The sequence below is a fragment of the Streptomyces shenzhenensis genome (genome assembly GCF_021462265.1).
GTDB lineage: Bacteria > Actinomycetota > Actinomycetes > Streptomycetales > Streptomycetaceae > Streptomyces > Streptomyces shenzhenensis.
Map to the genome: position 1 here is coordinate 42,816 of NZ_JAJONF010000003.1, position 19,489 is coordinate 62,304.

The window sequence follows — 19,489 nt, forward strand, 5'->3', positions numbered from 1 at the left end:
TATGGCATTCACGTTCTCTGCCGGATCCCTGGTGAAGGCCCGTGGCCGCGAGTGGGTGGTGCTCCCCGAGAGCGAGCCCGACCTGCTCGTCCTGCGTCCGCTCGGCGGCTCGGACGACGACATCGCCGCCGTGCTCCCGTTCGAGCCCGTCGAGGAGGCCCGCTTCGCGCCGCCCGAGCCGGCCGACCTCGGCGACCAGCGGGCGGCGGGACTCCTGCGTACGGCCCTGCGGGTCGGCTTCCGCTCGGGCGCGGGCCCGTTCCGCTCGCTGGCCGGCATCGCGGTGGAGCCGCGCGCGTACCAGCTGGTGCCGTTGCTGATGGCCCTGCGCCAGAAGACGGTACGCATGCTGATCTCCGACGACGTCGGTATCGGCAAGACGATCGAGGCGGGCCTGATCGCGAGCGAGATGCTGGCGCAGGGCGAGGCCAGCGGCCTGGCCGTGCTCTGCTCACCGGCCCTGGCCGAGCAGTGGCAGCAGGAACTGCGCGGCAAGTTCGGCATCGACGCGGAGCTGGTCCTGTCCTCGACGGTGTCGCGGCTGGAGCGCGGCCTGGACCTCGGGCAGTCGTTGTTCGACAGGTACCCGAACGTGATCGTGTCGACGGACTTCATCAAGTCCACGCGCCACCGCGACGACTTCGTGCGCCACTGTCCCGACCTGGTGATCGTCGACGAGGCGCACACGTGCGTGGCCGCCGACGACACCTCGGCGAGCGCGCAGAGCCAGCTGCGCTACGAGCTGCTGCGCCGGGTGGCGCAGGACGCCGAGCGCCATCTGCTCCTGGTGACGGCGACCCCGCACAGCGGCAAGGAGTCCGCGTTCCGGAACCTGCTCGGGCTGGTCAAGCCGGACCTGGCCCACGTGAACCTGGAGTCGGAGACGGGCCGGAAACTGCTCGCCCAGCACTTCGTGGCCCGCAAGCGCGCGGACGTACGTCAGTACCTCACGAAGGAGGACGGCCTGGCGGACGACTCCCTCGCCGAACGCACCGCCTTCCCCTCGGACCGCTTCTTCAAGGACGAGACGTACAAGCTGTCCCCCGAGTACCGGGCCCTGCTGGACGACGCGATCGCCTACGCGAGCGAACGCGTCGAGGAGGCGGGCGGCCAGGGCAGGCGGGAGGCCCGTATCGCCTGGTGGTCGGCGATCGCGCTGCTGCGCTCGCTGGTGTCGTCCCCGGCCGCGGCCGCGCAGACCCTGACGACGCGCTCCGCGGCGGCGATCGCGGCGTCGGCGGAGGAGGCCGACAAGCTGGGCGCCCCGCTCAACAGCGACGCGGCGGACAGCGACGCACTGGAGGGCATGGACGTGGCCCCGGGCGCGGAGACGGAGGAGGGGGCCGGCGAGGGGGCTGACGACGGGCCGGTGAAGTCGCGGTTGTCCGAACTGGCATCCCTGGCGGCCCAGTTGAAGGGCCCGGAGAAGGACCTCAAGCTGAAGGCGCTCATCAAGCACCTCAAGGCGCTGCTGGCCGACGGCTACAACCCGATCGTCTTCTGCCGCTACATCCCGACGGCGAAGTACCTGGCCGAGCAGCTGGAGAACGACCCGGAGACCAAGAAGCGCGGCCCGCTGGGCGCGAAGACGGTCGTCAAGGCGGTCACCGGTGAGCTGTCCCCGCAGCAGCGCATCGAGCGGATCGAGGCACTGGCGGCGGAGGCCGGCGAGGACGCGGCGGCCCGCCGGGTTCTGATCGCCACGGACTGCCTGTCGGAGGGCGTCAACCTCCAGCACCACTTCGACGCGGTCGTCCACTACGACCTGGCCTGGAACCCGACCCGCCACGACCAGCGCGAGGGCCGCGTGGACCGCTACGGCCAGCGGCGCGACGAGGTCCGCGTCATCACCCTGTACGGCGACGACAACGGGATCGACGGCAAGGTCCTGGAGGTGCTGATCAAGAAGCACCGCCAGATCAAGAAGGACCTCGGTATCTCGGTCTCCGTCCCCGACGAGCTGTCGACGGGCGTGACGGACGCGATCGTGGAGTGGCTGCTGATGCGCGGCCGGGAGAACGAGGACGCGTTGTTCAGCGCGGACGCGTTCAAGGTGAGCACGGCGAAGCTGGACAGCGACTGGAACTCGGCGGCGGAACGCGAGCGGACGTCCCGTTCCCGGTTCGCGCAGCGCTCGATCCATCCGGAGGAGGTGGCCCGCGAGGTCGCGTCGATCCGGGAGGCGCTGGGCGGGGTGGGGGAGGTCCGGACGTTCGTGCGGGAGGCGCTGGGTGCGCTGGGCGCGGTGCTGCGGGGCGCCGACGCTGCGGCCGAGGACTTCACGGCGCAGGTCGGCGGTACTCCGGCGGGCCTGCGGGACGCGCTCGCGCCGGTGGTGGGCGTGGAGGTCGTCGAGAAGGACCGCGAGATCCCGTTCCGGAGCGATCCGGCGGTGGCGCGGGGGGAGGCGGCGCTGGTCCGCACGGACCCGGTGGTCGGCGCGCTCGCGTCCCACGTCCTCAACGCCGCGCTGGACACCCAGGCGGAGGGCGCCCGCCCGGCCCGCCGCTGCGGGGTGATCACGACGGACGCGGTGACCACGAGGACGACCCTGCTGCTGGTCCGCTACCGCTTCCACCTCACGCTGCCGTCCCGGAGCGGCGAACGGCAGCTGGTGGCGGAGGACGCGCGCCTGCTGGCGTTCGAGGGTGCGCCGAAGAACGGGGCGTGGCTCGCGCCGGAGCAGGCGGCCGCCCTGCTGGAGGCGACGGCGTCGGAGAACACCGACCCGCACTTCGGAGAGCGCACGATGACGCGCATCCTCGGCCAACTCCCTGACATCAACGGCCATCTGGAGACCTACGGCGACGAACTCGCCGCCGAGCTGGACGCCGCCCACCGCCGGGTGCGGACCGCCTCCGGCGAGATCGTCCGGGGCCTGTCGGTCACCGCCCAGAAGCCCGCCGACATCCTCGGCGCCTACGTGTACCTGCCCGCCGCCGCTTCTGCTTCTGCTTCTGTTCCGGTTGGAGTGTCCGCCTGATGTCCGCCACCACCCGCAACCAGGTGTTCACCGCCGTCCACACGGTCGGGGGGCTGCTGCCGGCTGACATGCTGGTGCGGATCTCCGAGGGCAAGGATGTCCCCGGTTCCAAGCCCGCCGACTACGGCCTGCCGTCGTCCCGTTCGGTACGGGACGAGGCCGAGCGCAGCTGGGAGTACCTCAAGCCGCTGTGGCGCGAGCTGCGCAAGCGCCTGCCGGAAGACCGGGTGACGGGCGTACCGGCGAGTGACCCCACCGGGCTCGCGGAGAACGACTGGCTGACCCCGCTCTGGCGGGAACTGGGCTTCGGCCGCCTGACGCACATCGGTGCGGCAGGCATCACCGCCGACTCCGACGCGGAGAAGAAGTTCCCGGTCTCCCACCGCTGGCACCACGCCCTCATCCACCAGGCGGCCTGGAACGCCGAGCTGGACAAGCGGCCCGGCGGCGCCGGCACGGTCCCGCCGCAGTCGATGCTCCAGGAGTGCCTGAACCGCACCGAGGCCCACCTGTGGGGCGTCCTGACCAACGGCCGTCAGGTCCGCCTGCTCCGCGACTCCAGCGCGCTCGCCACCGCGTCGTACGTCGAGTTCGACCTGGAAGCCATCTTCGACGGCGAGCTGTTCAGCGAGTTCGTGCTGCTGTACCGGCTGCTGCACGCGTCGCGGTTCGAGGTGGCGGAGGGGGCGGCGCCATCGTCCTGCTGGCTGGAAAAGTGGCGCACGGAGGCCATCGCCTCGGGCACCCGCGCGCTGGACCAGCTCCGCAAAGGCGTCCAGGAGGCGATCACCGCGCTGGGCACGGGTTTCCTGCGGCACCCGGAGAACACGGCGCTGCGGGAGGACGTCCGCCCGAAGGCGCTGCAGGCCGCCCTGCTGCGCATGGTGTACCGCCTGCTCTTCGTGTTCGTCGCCGAGGACCGCGACGCGCTGCTGTCGCCGAAGGCGGACCCGCAGGCACGCGAGCGTTACGAGACGTACTTCTCGTCGGCCAGGCTGCGCGCCCACGCCAGGAAACGGCGAGGTACGGCTCACGGCGACCTGTACGAGGCGCTGCGCATCGTCCTCACGGCACTCGGTGACGAGAAGGGCCGCCCCGAACTGGGCCTGCCCGGCCTCGGCGGCCTGTTCAACGACACGGAGGCGGATGCCCCGCTTCGCGACCTGAAGCTCTCCAACGAGGCCCTGCTGACGGCCGTACGGCACCTCTCCCAGGTCCGCGACGGCAGCTCGGGCCGCTGGCGGGCGGTGGACTACCGGCACCTGGACGCGGAGGAACTGGGGTCGGTCTACGAGTCCCTGCTGGAGCTGGAGCCGAAGTACAGCGTGGCCGATCGTATGTTCACGCTGGTCGAGGTGGCGGGCAACACCCGTAAGACGACGGGCAGTTACTACACTCCGTCGTCGTTGATCGAGTGCCTGCTGAACTCCACGCTTGACCCGGTGATAGAGGATGCTGTGCGGCGCGGTGAGGAGGAAGCGGCGCGATCGGGAGCCGCCGATCCGGCCGACGCCATCGTCAACGAGTTGCTGTCCCTGACTGTCTGCGACCCGGCCTGCGGCTCCGGGCACTTCCTCGTGGCGGCGGCCCGTCGTATCGCCAAGCAGGTCGCGGCGGTCCGGGAACGCAACCCGGAGCCCACGCTGGACGCTGTGCGCCACGCCCTGCATGAGGTCGTCGCCCGGTGCATCTACGGTGTCGACCTCAACCCGATGGCTGTGGACCTGGCCAAGGTGTCTCTGTGGCTGGAGGCCCTGGAGCCGGGCAAACCACTCGGGTTCTTGGACGCGCATGTAAAGTGCGGCAACGCTCTGGTCGGGGCAACGCCGGCACTATTGCAGGGTGGCATCCCCGACGCCGCTTTCAAGCCGGTCGAAGGCGACGACAAGAAGTTCGCCAAGGCCTTGGAACGCCAAAATCATCTGGAGCGGGGCGGCCAGCGGGGTTTGTTCGATCTGCATACCGAAGCACACGTCGCCAATACCGCCTTCGCAACGGGACTGCGCCGTATCACGGGTGCGTCGCCGGACACTCTGACGGAAGTGAAACGCCAGGAGGCTGATTACCAGAACTGGGCAGAGTCGGCCGCCTACGTTCATGCCCTCCACGCATCCGACGCCTGGTGCGCGACGTTCATGTGGCGCAAGGCACCCGATGCGCCACTTGCGGTGACCGAGGATGTATTCCGCACCCTCCAAGATCCGACGACTTACGCAGCTCCGCAGACCACGCACGAGGAGATCATCCGGTTGAGGGACCGCTACCGGTTCTTTCATTGGCATCTGGAGTTTCCAGATGTGTTCTCTGTACCGGAGTCGGGTGCGGGGGTGGACAAGGGTACGGGATGGGCCGGCGGTTTCGACTGTGTGCTGGGAAATCCACCGTGGGACCAAGTTCAGGTTGACGCCAGAGAGTTCTTCGCAGCAACGCGAGCAGACATCGCTCAGGCCTCAACTATGGCCGCCCGTAACCGCATGATCAAGAAACTTGCCACTGAGGACCCGGAACTGTTCGCGGCATTTACGGAAGAGCAGCGCGCCAATGACGGATTTAAGCACTTCGTTCACTCTTCTTCCCATTTCCCACTCACAGCGTATGGTCGCCTGAACACGTACTCGCTTTTCTCCGAACTTGCCCACAAGCTGACAGGGAGGCGAGGTGCAGTCGGCCAGATCATCCCGTCCGGCATCGCAACCGACTCATTCAATCAGCACTTCTTCAAGGATTTGATCAACAGAAAGTCGCTAGTCTCCCTGTATGATTTCCGAAACACCGGATTCTTTGGCGATGTCGCAGGGGCTCAGGGAAACAGGTTCTGCTTGCTAGTCTCGCGGTCGATTCCTAACACCCAACCGCTCGACCTCGCATTTCGCCTGGAATCGGTCGCGGAGCTTGATGATGCAAGCCGACACGTGCAGGTTACCCCGGAAGAGATTCAACTCGTCAACCCCAACACCGGAACATGCCCGATCTTCAAGAGCTCACGTGACGCACAAATCACAATCGGCACATATAAGAGGCTCCCTGTACTAATCAACGAGAGTACTAATCACGGAAATTCTTGGAATCTCGACTTCCAGCTCATGTTCATGACCAACACTGATTCGCATCTCTTCAGGGAGGGCGGCGAGCTACGCGAAGAAGGTTGGCGCAGCGAAGGAAATAAACTTACCGCCGATGGCAGACGAATGCTTCCACTCTACGAAGCAAAAATGCTGCACCAGTACAACCATCGATTCGGCGACTATGCACTTGCCGATCTCTCGAAGGGTAAGGGTGTACGCGCACTTCCCACCCCGTCAGCCACCCAGCTAGACACCCCAGGCTACTGCACAGAACCCCGCTACTGGATTCCCGAGGCATCCGTTGACTCGAAACTGACCGAAAAGGGGTGGCGAAGCGAATGGGTTATCGGGTTCAGGAAGATTACTAGCTCCCTGGACGAGCGGAGCGTAATCGCCTTCCTAGCGCCTAGGGGGGGAGTGGCAGATTCGGCAAACGTGATCCTCCCAGGAAGTATTGAGCATGTATCAGTCCTCTATGCCCAGCTTTCGTCTTTCGCTTTCGACTATGTCGCCCGGCAGAAGTTGGGAGGTGTGAATTTGAACTTCTTCATCTTCGCCCAGTTGCCCACACTGCTGCCAACGCACGCCGAACGTCACGCTGCTTTTGTTAACCCTCGAGTACTAGAGCTTGCATATACCGCATACGACATGCAGGGTTTCGCCCTTGAAATGGGCGAAATTGGTGCGCCTTTCCGATGGAGCGAGGGGCGCCGACAAGCCATCCGCTCCGAGTTGGATGCCCTCTTCTTTCATCTTTACGGAATTACCCGTGACGACGCGGACTACATCCTCGACACCTTCCCCATCGTCCGCCGCAAGGACGAGGCCAAGTACGGCACGTACCGCACCAAGGAACTGATCCTCGCCGAGTACGACCGCATGGCCGTCGCTGGCCTCACCCTGGAGAACCCGCTCGTCGAAGGCGGGAACTACACCTCCACTCTCAACCCGCCTCCCGGTCATGGCCCCCGCCACCCAGCAAAGACTTCGGACGGAACTGCGGCATGAAATACAAAGACGAAGATGAGATCAAGCGCGCGCTTGGAATCGACTCCTGGAGACACCTCTCCAAGGACAAGATGGTCAGGTTCGTGGCCATGATGCCCGACATGGGTACCGAGGTAGCCCTGAAGATCGTCGAACAATTTCCCGCGTTCAAGGAGTTCGCCCAGAATGTTGTGGATGCGATAAAGAAATCGCATGAGTCCACGCTCTCGGCTAACAAGGAAAGTCAGGAACACGTCCATCGAGCCTATCAGGATCTCAGGGAGACTCTCAAGAGGGAGCTCGACAAGGATGACTTGACTTGGGAACAGAAAAGGGAACTCATCGAGAAGATGCAGGAAGCTGTAAGGGAGGAGTCCCAGAAGGACAGCGAGAATAAAAATTTCTTGGATGGGGCGCTCAAGAAAGTCATGCTGGTCGGTGGCGCTGCACTCGCCTTGGGCGTGGCTTTTGTCGGGGGCAGGGTAATGGCTGAGAGCAAGGACGACCCCGAAGGGACCCTGGAGGCCTGACTTTCACCTCCACCCTCGCTTCCCCAGGCCACGGCCCCGCCACCGCACCTGCCCCAACGTCTTTCGCTGCCCGAGCCAGGAGCCAGGATGGTCTCGCCCACCTCCGAAGAAGACACCCGCAAGGTTCAGACCGCGGTCATCGGCCAGGCCGAGTCGGACTGGCCGATGTTCCTGCCGTACGACCACGACGACTTCGACCGGTTCATGCGGGGCCGGACCCGCGACGACTTCTATTGCGGAGTCCTGCTCGGCGGCTGCGGCAAGAAGCTGACTCCGAAGCGGTACACGGAGAAGAAGTGCCACTTCGCCCACCGGCCGCCCGTGCACTGCCGCCGCACGGAGACCGGTGAGGCCAGCGCCGACCACCTCTACATCGGGCAGGCGCTACGGCGCTGGCTGCTGCGGCAGGGTTACCAGGACGCCGAGGTCACCTACCTGGACCCCGGCTCGGTCCATGGTGGAGCCGTCGAGGTCCGGTTCGGTCAGGGTCGGTCCCGGCTCATCCGGGTCCAGTTGGCACGCCTCTCCCTCCGCGAGTGGCAGGAGACCCGCGAACGCCTTGCCGGCCGGCACACCCACGTCCACTGGGCGTACGGACCCTACTGCGGGCTCTCGCACAACGAGGTGCACGCCGCCGGGCATGCCATCCGCATCTCCTGCCGCACCGAGGGCGATACCCGCGAGGTGTACGTCGGCACGCAGTACCCGGACAACAGCCTCGCGTGGTCGGCCCTCACCGAGTGCCGTCTGTCGAACGAGGGGATCATCACGCCCCGCCTCGACGCCGAACCACCCGCGAGCAGCACGGCTGCTCGCGCCCCTACGCCCCTGGCTTTCCCGCTTGCTCCGGGCACCATCGCCTTTACCGCTGCGACCGAACTCCCCGCACCCCGTCCCGACCCGGACGGCACCCCCGTACGCCTCTACGAGGCCGACCTCCAGCCGCTCGGCTCAGCTGTCGTCCGGGCCCGGATCACCCTGCCCCACGCCCACCCCGTCCCTTCTCCTCACCAACTACACGTCATCTACTCCTCAGCCCACCTGCTGCCGCTCACCGAAGCGACCTCCTCCGAGCCCGCCTGGCTCATACACGCCGACGGTGCCTCGCCCCTCCCTCAACAGACCGACTCCCGCTGGCCGGACCTGCGCCCCGCATCTCCGCCGCCCGAGTCGCCCCCACCAACCCCCACGACGACCGAACCGGCCGCCTCCACACCCCGCCCGCTTCCCCTCGGTGAGGCCGAGACGATACGCGTCTTCCGCTCAAGGCTCGACCTCGTCGCTCGCGCCCGCGGCCTCATCAACTGGGAGACGCTCGTCGGCCACGCGGGAGCAACGCCCGGCGACATCACACCGGAGGAACGCGTCCGCCTGCTCATCGCGGTGGACCACCCCCGAGCCGACGGCAAGCCCGTGCTCTCGGCGCTCGTCAAACCCGCCCTCGCCCCGGACGCACCCGCCCCGTACTTCGCCGACGTCCTGGCCGGCCTCGGCTGGAAATCCGACCTGCCCGAGGCGAAGGTGGTGGAAATCTGGGAGCGTGAGCGAAAGACCGCCTACGCTCTCGCCGAATCGACACCCGCACGACAACAGTCCTCGGCCAGTGGGTCAGAGGCGAAGGCCGGTACCGCAGACGTGCTGAACGAGGCGCGGCTCGTGGCCCGGCTCCGCGTACATCTGGAAGTCGTCGCCAAAGGGCACGGCACCATCAAGTGGTCGACCCTGCTCAAGAAGCAGGGCATCTCGCCGTCCACGTTGTCTCATCCGGACCGCGTTCGGCTGCTGGTCGCAGTGGACAGGTCCTACGTTCCCGGGCGCCGGTTGTTGTCGGCCCTGGTGAAGGCGGACGGGCAGACCCCGGGCCCGGCCCCGTTCTTCGGCGACGTGCTGAAGGAGTTGGGCTGGAAGCCCGACGCCGCCACCCCGACCGTAGCGGCAGCCTGGCGGGCCGCCGTGGACCGTGCCCACGCGCGGGGCGACCGAGCCGTACCGGTGGCCCGGAGCGCTTCCGCCGAGCGCCCCACCGAGGACGGCCGTGTGCGCTGGGGCAAGCTCGGGACCACCAAGGCAGCCGTGGTCGTAGCCGTTCGGCGGGCACTGATCGACGCCGCCCGCCGCCAGGTTTGTGTGGGCTGGCACACGCTCGCCGCTGCCGCCGGGCTCAAGCCGACGGACCTCACCGACCGGGCCAGGGAAGCGATCCTCGTATCGGTCGACAGCCCGCCCACCTACGGGGTGCTGCTCTCCTCCCTCGTGGTCGCCTCCGAGCACACGCCCGTGCCGTACTTCGACGCCATCCTCAAACGCCTCGGACGGCCCCACGGCCTGCGTCCCATCGAACTGGGCCAGCTCCGGAAGACGGAACAGGCCCGAGCGTTCGCGGCATACAGTGCTGCTGCTGGCACCGCCGGTGACCTGAAGGAAAGAACATGAGAACGAACCGTCGTCGCGTCGCAATCGGCATAGCCGCCACTGCAGCCGTCGTCACCCTGTCCGGCGCGGCCGGAGCGGTGGCCGGCGCCTATTTCGTCGCGACCGGTCCAACCGGCGCGCGGGGCCCGGCGGGACCGGAAGGGGCACGTGGACCGCAGGGGCCTCAGGGCGAGCAGGGGCTGCAAGGCCAACGGGGCGCCAAGGGCGACCAGGGAGAGCCCGGCGCGTCCGCCGAACCGGCCACCCTCGGCATACCGGATGCCAGCACAACGGGCCCCGACCTCTCCGGCGGCCTGCTCATCAGCTCCGGCGCGTGCCCGGCCGGAACCTCGAACTGGGACACCATCTACGTAGGACGCAACTCTGTCCTCGGATCGCCAGGAGAGTTGGACATGCGTGCGATGACACTCTGCAAGATCTTCTGAGCGCCAACGCGCACGCCGCTCTGCTCAGGCCTCCGCCACGAACCCTACGAACCGCGACCACTCCGCACGTCCGACGGCGAAGTGCGGGCGCGTCACGTCCTTGGAGTCCCGTACGTGGATGGCCTGTTCGGTGAGGGCGACCTCGACGCAGCTGTCACCCTGGCTGCCGCTGTAGCTGGACTTGAACCAGGCCAGTTCCGTCACGCTCATAGCTCTCCTCGGAGTCGCTCCAACAGGCCTCGGGAATCCTTGGAGTTGAGGGCCTGCGAGCGCAGTGTGTCATAGCGCTGGTAGAGGAGGCTCACCTCTTTCGGGTCGGCGATCAGACGGCCGTTCTGCTGCCCTTCGGAGTACGCAAGCCGTTGTCCCTTCGGGGTCTCCAAGAGCTGCAACGGGCCGTCCAGGCACGCGTGCAACCCGGCCTCAAGCGGCACGATCTGAAGCGTCACGTTGCGCGGCGCGCTCAGCTCCAACACTCGATCGAACATCTCCCGCATCTGGTCCGCGTTCCCGAACCGGCGACGGAAGACGTGCTCCTCAACGATGAAGCTGAACGGGATGGTCGGCCGCTCGAACAGCATCCGCTGCCGCTCCATGCGCCTGGCCATGAACTCGTCCAACTGGTCGTCCGGTGCCACCGGAACGGTCCCCTCGAACACCGCCCGCGCATACCCCTCCGACTGCAACAACCCCGGCACCAGCCTGCACTCATACGTGCACAGACTCTCCGCCACCCGCTCCAACTTGGCCCACTGCCGGAACCACGCCGCAAGCCCCACATCCCCGCGTCCCCGCGTCACGTACTGCGACGACTTCCGTAACGCCCCCGTGTTCCCCAGCAGCTCCTCCGACCGTTCCACATACGCCTCGTCCGCCAGCCGTCGCCCCAACTCCACGGACGCGACCGTGTGTTTGGAGTACCGCACCAGCTCCGCGAACTCGGCCCTGCTGTACCCCGCGTGCTCGCGCAGAGCCTGGGCCACCGCCCCGAACGTCCGCAGACTGTCCGAGGGATCGGGCTCACGATCCGGCTCACCGCCGGCCGGCTCCCCGTCGCTGCCATCGGCCATGATGTCGATACCGCCCGTCATACGCGGCCACCTCCCGTTCAGTACCTACGTCACGCACTGTCCGTCGCCCCACGCCCGACGGCACCCAGCGTGACGCAAGGCCTCGCGTACTGTCCACAGAACGTGTGCGTACGCTGACAAAGCGTACGCATGGCACTCCCTGAGGCCCCTCGTGAGATCCCGCGAGGCTTCCCAGACCGCCTGCGCCCGGAGCATGCAGCCTGCGGTCGCCTCAAAGCCTGGGCAACGGCGGGTCGGGTAGCTGTGGCTGCCGCAGATGCTGTCCGCCGTCGTACACGTGCTGGGGTGAAGGCCTCCGCCCGGCGCGCCAGCCGCGTCGCAGTCGTCCAGGACGCACTCGACCCGCTCCCGCAGCCTCACCGGTCCGCCCCCACGCGCAAGCCAGTCCTCTCCGTCGGGGGCAAGGATGGCGGCGGAACCGGTGACGACGTCCACCAAGCGCACCGCCTCGCCGACAGCGGCCATGCGCGCGTCGGGCACCGCACTCTGGGCGAGGAACCGCACAAGGAACGCCTCTTCGGTCGACGCCGTGATCCGCTCTGGGCCACGCCAGACCCTGCGGCCCTTCGCAGACAGGTGTCCACGCGGACATGAAGGACACGGTGCCGAGCAGCAGTCGGCCCTCCGCGGTGTCATCCTTCGCGCCTATGAGCAGAACGCAGCCATGTCCGACGGCTTCCCCTGAGCGACAAGCGGTCGCCAGCGCTCTCCCGAACCGGGTGGCGAGCTGAGCATGGGTCCCACGGCACCGCGGGGCCGGGGACAGGGACGAACCACACCGGTAACTCGTAGAGTTCTCACATGACTGACGACCTCAACGTTGTGCTCGACCGCCTCGACGCATGGCTGGAGGAAAACGCACCCGCTGACCACGCCGCCCTGAACTCACCGGCCACGCGGGAGGACATCGATGCCATCGCCGACCGTCGGTTCCCTCTACACCCCGATCTGGCGGCGTGGCTGGAACGTCACAACGGCGTCACGGCCGCGAAGGGCCACAACGGCCCCGGCGTCATTCTCCCCGAAGGGTTTATATTGCACGACGCGGCGGGAATGCGTACAGGTCAACGAGCCCTGGAAGAAGCGATTGCGGAGTGGGTAGACGAGAACGAGTCGGAAGATCCCGACCTGCGTGATATCTATGACGGGATGTACGGATACGCCTTCCATGTCCGGTGGGTTCCGATTGCCACGGACATCACCGGAGGCAAGCTCATCGTCGATCACCGTGATGGAGACCGGTTCGGAAACGTGCTCTACGGCCTGCAAGCCGGGGACACGGAGGGCCCGGTGAAGGTGTGGGACAGCCTGTCGCACATGTTCCAGGATCTCCTCGCCGCCCTGACCGAGGGGACAGAAATCCGCCTGCCCGGCTATGCCGATCCGGTAACACCTCGTCTCTCCGGCAGCGATGACCATGCCTTCGTAATGTGGGGATAGGAGGGAGCGGCGGTCCGAAGCGCGGACGCGTCGGACCACCGCCCTGCCAAGCGGATCAGGAACTACGGGGTGACCACGCAAATCTCATCGGGACGGCAGCCCTCCACTGACGGCGCCTTGATGTAGAAAGCATCATTGTCGGCCATCCGCGCCTTCGTGTAGAAGGCTGAGAGGCCCCGACCCGCGGCCTCGTTCTGTTTCGCCGACATCGAAGCCCGGCCACAGACTTCCTTCCACGTCGATGGCGGGTATCCCCCGTCCGGGTACAAGCGCCACTTCCCGTCGCTATCGCTCTTCTGGGCGTACAGCTGGACGCACTCATCTCCGTTGGTTATGGACTGGCCACCGCTCTCCTTCGTCGCGGCGAACGGAAACTCGTCACACTGCCTGCCGTCGGGACTGTTCGTCGTCGCCTCGGGCGTCGCCGCGGTGTTGGGCGTGTATGACGTGGGGCACACCTTCCGCCTGTTCGCTTCCCGCACTGTTCCGTCCCTCTCCCGGTGGAGCGGTGTCCCGTGTTCCTCGCTACCCGGATGCGACGGCAACTCCTCCCTCAGCAGCCAGTAGTAGGCGGCAGCAGCGGGGTATTTCGCGGTGTTCAGGGTGAACGTCGGAATGTGCTTGGCGAAGATGCAACCGGTTGAGTTCGGGACCGATACCCCGTTGTCACAGCGGACCTGATCAAACAGGGATACCTCTGGCTTGTCGACCGGAACGAGGCCCTTCCATTCGGGACTGTCGGCCTTGAAGCTCAGATACACTCCACGATCGAACTCCTGGGACGTGCCGGCTGTCGGCGTATTCCAGGTATTCGCCTTCGTCGCACTGGCCCAGTGGTTGTCGACCACGCTGGCCCACGTCGCGTCACTCCAGTTCGTCGTGTATGTCGTATCGCAGTCAGGGGTACACGGGGTGTCCCAGTAGTCCACTGATACGGCGCCGAGAACGGCATCCATATCAACGGGAACGATCGACATGCGTTCCGTGAACGTCGCCGAGTTCGCCGTCTTGGTCTCGACGAACACGTTGAATGCGGCGGAAGCGGTCTCCACGGCTCCGTCGGCGTCCTTCTTCGTCCAGTGGACCACTGTGGTGAACGCCAGGCACCCCTCACGCCGTTCAATCGTGTAGGTCTGCGTCAGACCTACTTGAGCGCACCATGTGACCAGGGTCGTGGAGGGAACACTGACGGCAGGGGTGACTCCCACCGCTGTCGTCGGCTTGGCCAGCGGCTTGAAAGTGACGCATTGGCGACCCTGACCGTTTTCCAGGCTTCCAGAGCACGAGTCGTCCCCTGTGAGCGAGCGGAACAGCGGATTGGACTCCAGACCGACGGGGGTGGGCTGCTTCTGCTGGTCGTCATCGACGAAGTCGACGTCCGGTGCGTTGTCGTCCGGATCAGGTAGTTCCAGACCTGCAATCCTGCCCCCGGGCACGTCGAAGTCGCCGGGAACGAAGGCGACCGCACCCCAGGCTATGTCCTTGTCTGCGGTTCCATTGCTGGTGGTGTTCGAAAGCCTTACCTCGGGAGTCATGCCGTTGAACCGGAAAGCGCCGAGGGGAACCCACTTGTTGGACGAGTTCGCGGACTGATCAATCGTCACCTTCTCGATGCCCAGGGCGGTGACGACCTCGTAGACCGCTCCCTGGGTCTGCGCTCCCGTGTCTGGGATGTTCACGTAGACCATGGCCTGGTTCTTGTCGAGAGGCCCGCTCAGCTTCCATGAGCCGTCGATGGTCATCTTGCCGTGGGCCCCGCCCAGTTGATCGGGGGAACGTTCATGGGCGTACCAGAAGTGACCGTCGTAGCCGCCACCGATCTGGTGCAGGTCGGCCTTCGCGGCGTACTGCCCCAGCCCCGGCCCGGTCGCGTTCGGGTCGGGATAGAAGGTGAACTGAAACGAGCCGTCCGTCGCCGTCGTTCCGCAGTCGCTCCAGGTGTCGGTTCCCGCCGGAACGGACTCGACGACCTTCGCCCCCGATGGGGCGCCGGAGCACACGGGCGTACCGTACTGCAGGCGGTAGCCGCGGCCGGGCTCACTGACCAGAGTCTGATACTTGATGTGCTCGAAGCCGCAGCTGGTGACGCAGTCGGACTTCCATGTGACGTTGGACTCGTGCCACCAGTACTGGGCGTAGCAGGCCGCGTCGGGGCAGTCCGGCGGGTTGGCCGCGTCGCAGTTGTTCTTGGTGTTGCAGAACGCGTCGAGCGGCGGCGAGATGTGTGCCCGGCGGTATTTCCCGCTGGCCGGGTCGATGACGGTCCCGGTGGTGCCGTTCCAGGTGGCGGGGTAGAAGCCGGCGGAGGAGAAGCCGGACTCGCCGGGCCAGTCCTGGCGACCCGAGGTGGCGTAGGAGTGGCCGGTGTCCTGCGACCAGGCGGCCCACCCCATCACCTTCTCCTCGTACGGCCAGTTCTGGGGATGCGCGGCGTCCCTGGCGGCCAGCGGGTCGAGGTCGGTGTTCAGGAAGGCCAGCCGGGATGCGGGGTAGACGGGGTTGGCGGGGTTGTTGTACCAGCCCAGGCCCCAGTTGCCGTTGGTTCCGGCGTCCGCCTTCTTGTTGAAGCCGAGGTTGTAGTTCCACACGGCGGTGAACCAGTTCTCGGGCTTGGCCGGGTCGTCGTTGTTGACGGCGATCGTCTGGCCGGACTGGTGCACCTCGTTCCACTTGTCGGCGAGGATATAGAGGGAGGCCGCGATGTTGGTGGTGTAGTCGATGGCGATCGCGCGCTGCGTGCTTACCGGGCGGGAGGTCTCGCCCGGCTTCTCGTATCCGGCCTTGCGCATGCCGTCGGTGACCTGGCCGACACCGTAGCCGCAGTCGGACTTGTCCCAGTGGATGGTCCAGAAGTCGTCGAGGGATCCGCCGGTCTGATGGCCGTAGTAGCCGTCGACGGCCGCGAGCGGGCTGCCCGTCTGGCCTGGAATGGCACCGGATTCGGCCTGCCACAGGTTGGACTCCTGCGCGAGGACGCCCAGTTCGACCTGGGCGGGTATGCGCTGTCCGCTGCCGGTGTTCAGCGTAGGAGCGGGAAACAGGCCCTGGGGATCGATGGTGGAGAGCCCCGTCTGCGAACGCCAGCCGCCCTGGGTGAGGTAGCCGGAGCGCAGATCGTTCCGGACTGCCATGTCCACGGCCCATTCGACCTGGTTCGGTGTCGGCTGGAGGGCCTGGGTCTTGACGTCATTGCGGGGCACGGAGCACCAGGCATCGGTGTCGACGGGGTCGTGTGCCCTGGCGTCGTCGTCGGCCGGGGTCAGCATGCTCATTGTCGATATCTGCGGCTTCGGGGAGCCGGTCAGGGCCGGCGACGGCCTACCACCTGCGGTGGCCCCGGGTTCGGCGATCTGCTGTTTCGTGTGCCGGCCCGTGCCCGCAACCGTGCCCGTGACGGTCAGCGCATGGCTGCTGTGGCCTGTCGTCGTCTCGGCCGAGGGTTCCCTGGTCGCGGTGCCGGTGAAGTCGCGACCGGCGTTCTTGACGTTGTCGACACCCGCCCGCACGGCCGGGGAGACGACCGGGTCGACGGCGAGGCGCCCGCGGGTGGAGAGTTCCGCGTCGGGTGAGACGTTCAGTGCCTTGATGCCGCCGGCCGCGTAGTTCTTGCCGTGGCGGGCCTTTCCGATGAGGTAGACCGTGCCGTCGGTGCCCTGGCGCAGGTTCATCGCGGTGAGCTTGCCGCTCGCGACGGTCGTCTTCTCGCCGTGCACGTAGGTCTGTACGTTGGCGTCGGTGTCGCCGGTGCGGTCGATGTAGTTGACCGTGCCGTCACCGGCCACATGGATGTCGTACGGAGCGTGTTTCGTGGTGGCGAGCTGTGCTGTCCTGCCCTTGCGGTCGACGTGCACGAGCTGGTTCCCGGCGGCGGCGACTACACCGTCCCTGGTGGGGACGGCGGAGGTTATCTCGCCCTTGGCGGTGGTGTCCGCGATCGTGGCGCCCTTCGTGTTCACCGTGACCAGGCGCGTCCTGGTGTCGCGCAGTGCGGTGAAGACGGCGGTGTGCGTGGCCGGGTTGCACGTGGGGTCGAAGTAGGCCAGGGATGCGGTGAACGGCAGTTTGGTGACGCTGCCGTCGTCCAGGTCGACGATCGCGGTGAACGCGCCGCCCATCATCAGGTCGGGCTTGTTGGTGAAGGTGCGGGGCGCGTAGACGACGGCCGCGTGGTGGTCGTCCATGACGCAACTGTTACCGATCCAGGTGTCGGCCGGCAGTTGGGGTTCACTCAGCACGGCAGCCGTCTTCCAGCTGTAGCCGTTCCTGCTGTCGGCAACCAGGAGATGGAGCCCGTCGCTGTCGGCGACGGCGGTCACGGCCCGGTCCGCGGAGGTTTTCCAGCCCCTTCCGAGAACGGTGTCACGATCCTTCAGGGGGACCGCCGACACGGACCCCTTCTCTGGTGTGACGGCCTGTTTCTGCGCCGACTTCTTCGGCGGGTTCGGTATCGCCGCCTGTGCGGCGCTCGTGGTGAAGGTGGAAGCGATCAACGCGGTTGCTGCGGCGATAACCAGTGCGGATGACTGTCCCCTCCTCCTTCTTCTCTGTGATGGAGAGCGCATGATCTACCGGTTTGTCCTTCCAGTAAGTGGTCAGTACAGCTGTTGCAGTTGTTGGCCTCAGCGGAATGGACCGGTGGTCACGGCGCCGTGCGTCCACTGCCACCCGTCCGGCGTGCGAGCCGGGCGTCCCTGCGGCCGATCCGAGCCCGAAGAAGCCCTCGCCCGCACCTTGAGTAGGTATCCAGCGCGCCTATGTAGATCTTCGATTGCTGCGGAATGGGTCCGAGTTGTGGTCCGCCTGCAGTACTGGCCTGGCTCTTGACGCCGCGGGTGGGCATGCCTTCGATGCGAAAACTTGTCTGAGGCGCCCCAGTCGACACCGTCGCCGATGCTGACATCGATGTCGTAATGGACAGGCCGCCAGCGCCGTTGAAGACCGTGACGGTCGTGAACACGCCGCCGCCCACGGGCATGGCATCCACTTCCGTCTTGCCGTAGTACAGGACCCTGGTCTTACCGTGCTGCGAGAACGAGACTGTCGGCTCCGGCGCCTGCGACGGTTGCCTGGATGCAGCCGAGGGCAATGACGCACTCGGCTGCATGGGTTCCGCTACCGGGCGCGGAGCTACAAAGGGGTGGAGTGCTCGTGGCAGCCCGCGCCAGGCGCGAGGCGTGCATGACAAGTCATTGGGCGTTGCCGAACGGGTCGTCCTTGACGACTTTCAAGCTGATCTTCGAACCCTTCGCCGCCTCCTTGAGGCCGGAAGCCGTGATGTCCGCCTTGGTCGGCCACGTGGTTCCCGGCCAAACACCGTCAGCCTTCGCGGTCACAGAGAAGGGAGATGTCCGCTGGCCACCCACGACTGTCACGGTGACTGTGTAAGTCATCCGTTTGTCACCGGTGTTCTGAATGGTCAGCGGTACAACGACCTTCCCCGACTCCAAGCGCGGCGTGTACGCGATGACCTCGCCCCCCGCTGCCGCGGCCGCGGCCTTGCCGAACCCGTAGTCACCGGGGCCCGGGACAGCGGAGTTCGTCGGGCTGACGGGATCCCCGCTGGGGGCGGCGGCCGCGCGCTGGGCCACTGCCTTCTGCGCTGCCTTGCTGAGGTTGTCAGCCGTTTCCGACGGCTTGGGTGCTGCCCCGGCAGCTACCGAGGACCGCAGCGAGGAGGAGCCGTCGGGCTGACGGCTCGTCTGGGTGCCGCAGGCAGTCAGAGCAAGTGGTGCCACTACCAAGGCAATTAACAGAAGGTGCGCGGAGGCCCGGTTCTTTCCGGGCAGGTGGTCAGTCACAGCTGAACATATACTCGGACGTGAAGTTGATGTACAAACTGCTGGAGCTCTGGCCCATTTTCGCTGTCACGGTCGCACAGACAGAGCTGGCGACGTTGACGGGGCCGGCGTACTCGCTGAAGCTCCCGGAGTCCGTGTCGCAACCGGTGCCGTCCACCTTGCACACGTGCAGGTACATGTACTGCGACTTCCCGACATTGTTGTCGAGGATGGCGCACCCCTTGCCGGCGTTCTCGTAGGAGTACAGCGTTGCCAGCCGCAGGCTGGGGTCCACATCCTGAGGAAGGGCAACAGCTCGGAACAACGTGTAACCGGATCCGCAGACGGTAGCTGCCGCGACTGCGGCTTGTGGGTCGGCCTGGACAAGGGCCCGTGTGGCCGCGTCGGCTCTCTGTGAGACCGAAACGGCGGGTTGGCCGACGGCCACCGCCTGCGGCGCGGCCATCGCGCCTAAGGTCAGGACCGCAGCAGCCGTGACAGCACGCAGGCTTGCTCTCAGCTTCGACATGTGTGAAACCCCCCTTGGAAAAGCACGTCACAGGTGGGTAGATGGCGCCGTTCCAGCACGAACTCCCCCCACCGCTGGCAGCGCGATCCAAGCCGGTTGCGGAGTGCCGGTAGAAGGGCCATCGCCCCACCGATCCGCTCACACGTTCGGAACGCCGACGCCAAGGTAGTCACGGCGTGGAACTTTTCACAGAGATTAACCGTGAGCCGACGACCGCATGACCGAAAGC

12 protein-coding genes are annotated in these 19,489 nt (G+C 66.4%); 6 read left to right on the forward strand and 6 right to left on the reverse strand.

Annotation, left to right across the window (positions count from 1 at the left end; genetic code table 11):
* The first annotated feature begins 1 nt into the window (after position 1).
* The 5 genes from LQ326_RS04840 to LQ326_RS04860 all read left to right on the forward strand — a co-directional run bounded on the left by LQ326_RS04840 (position 2) and on the right by LQ326_RS04860 (position 10,423).
* On the forward strand, positions 2-2,983 hold the full coding sequence (locus LQ326_RS04840; protein WP_234532927.1) for a DUF8741 domain-containing protein: 2,982 nt from the start codon (positions 2-4) through the stop codon (positions 2,981-2,983).
* The gene (locus LQ326_RS04845; RefSeq protein ID WP_234532929.1) at positions 2,983-7,056 is read left to right on the forward strand and encodes an Eco57I restriction-modification methylase domain-containing protein; all 4,074 of its coding nucleotides are present in this window, start codon (positions 2,983-2,985) and stop codon (positions 7,054-7,056) included. The genes LQ326_RS04840 and LQ326_RS04845 overlap by 1 nt, the downstream gene beginning before the upstream one ends.
* A complete protein-coding gene (locus tag LQ326_RS04850; protein ID WP_234532931.1) occupies positions 7,053-7,565 on the forward strand; it encodes a hypothetical protein in 513 nt (170 codons plus the stop codon). The genes LQ326_RS04845 and LQ326_RS04850 overlap by 4 nt, the downstream gene beginning before the upstream one ends.
* Before the next feature lie 87 nt (positions 7,566-7,652).
* Complete coding sequence (locus LQ326_RS04855; protein WP_234532933.1) at positions 7,653-9,998, forward strand: competence protein CoiA family protein; 2,346 nt, start codon at positions 7,653-7,655, stop codon at positions 9,996-9,998.
* Positions 9,995-10,423, forward strand: coding sequence for a collagen-like protein (locus LQ326_RS04860; RefSeq protein WP_234533639.1), 429 nt, complete (start codon positions 9,995-9,997; stop codon positions 10,421-10,423). The genes LQ326_RS04855 and LQ326_RS04860 overlap by 4 nt, the downstream gene beginning before the upstream one ends.
* Positions 10,424-10,447: 24 nt before the next feature.
* On the opposite strand, the gene LQ326_RS04865 is transcribed toward LQ326_RS04860, so the two are convergent.
* Together LQ326_RS04865 and LQ326_RS04870 are read right to left on the reverse strand one after the other, a co-directional pair.
* Entirely contained in the window at positions 10,448-10,633 is a 186-nt protein-coding gene (locus tag LQ326_RS04865) for a DUF397 domain-containing protein (protein ID WP_234532935.1), read from the reverse strand.
* Positions 10,630-11,514: a helix-turn-helix domain-containing protein gene (locus tag LQ326_RS04870; protein WP_234532937.1), complete on the reverse strand. Its 885-nt coding sequence runs from the start codon at positions 11,512-11,514 to the stop codon at positions 10,630-10,632. The genes LQ326_RS04865 and LQ326_RS04870 overlap by 4 nt, the downstream gene beginning before the upstream one ends.
* Before the next feature lie 801 nt (positions 11,515-12,315).
* On the opposite strand from LQ326_RS04870, the gene LQ326_RS04875 reads away from it, so the two are divergent.
* Positions 12,316-12,954: an SMI1/KNR4 family protein gene (locus tag LQ326_RS04875; RefSeq protein WP_234532939.1), complete on the forward strand. Its 639-nt coding sequence runs from the start codon at positions 12,316-12,318 to the stop codon at positions 12,952-12,954.
* A 62-nt stretch (positions 12,955-13,016) separates the two neighbouring features.
* Here the strand turns inward: LQ326_RS04875 and LQ326_RS04880 are convergent, their stop codons facing one another.
* From LQ326_RS04880 to LQ326_RS04895, 4 genes are all read right to left on the reverse strand, one after another.
* Positions 13,017-17,270: a NucA/NucB deoxyribonuclease domain-containing protein gene (locus LQ326_RS04880; protein WP_234532941.1), complete on the reverse strand. Its 4,254-nt coding sequence runs from the start codon at positions 17,268-17,270 to the stop codon at positions 13,017-13,019.
* A gap of 43 nt (positions 17,271-17,313) precedes the next feature.
* Positions 17,314-17,619: a hypothetical protein gene (locus LQ326_RS48235; RefSeq protein ID WP_234532943.1), complete on the reverse strand. Its 306-nt coding sequence runs from the start codon at positions 17,617-17,619 to the stop codon at positions 17,314-17,316.
* A gap of 521 nt (positions 17,620-18,140) precedes the next feature.
* Positions 18,141-18,752: a hypothetical protein gene (locus LQ326_RS04890; protein WP_234532944.1), complete on the reverse strand. Its 612-nt coding sequence runs from the start codon at positions 18,750-18,752 to the stop codon at positions 18,141-18,143.
* On the reverse strand, positions 18,745-19,260 hold the full coding sequence (locus tag LQ326_RS04895; protein ID WP_234532945.1) for a hypothetical protein: 516 nt from the start codon (positions 19,258-19,260) through the stop codon (positions 18,745-18,747). The genes LQ326_RS04890 and LQ326_RS04895 overlap by 8 nt, the downstream gene beginning before the upstream one ends.
* Positions 19,261-19,489: the final 229 nt, after the last annotated feature.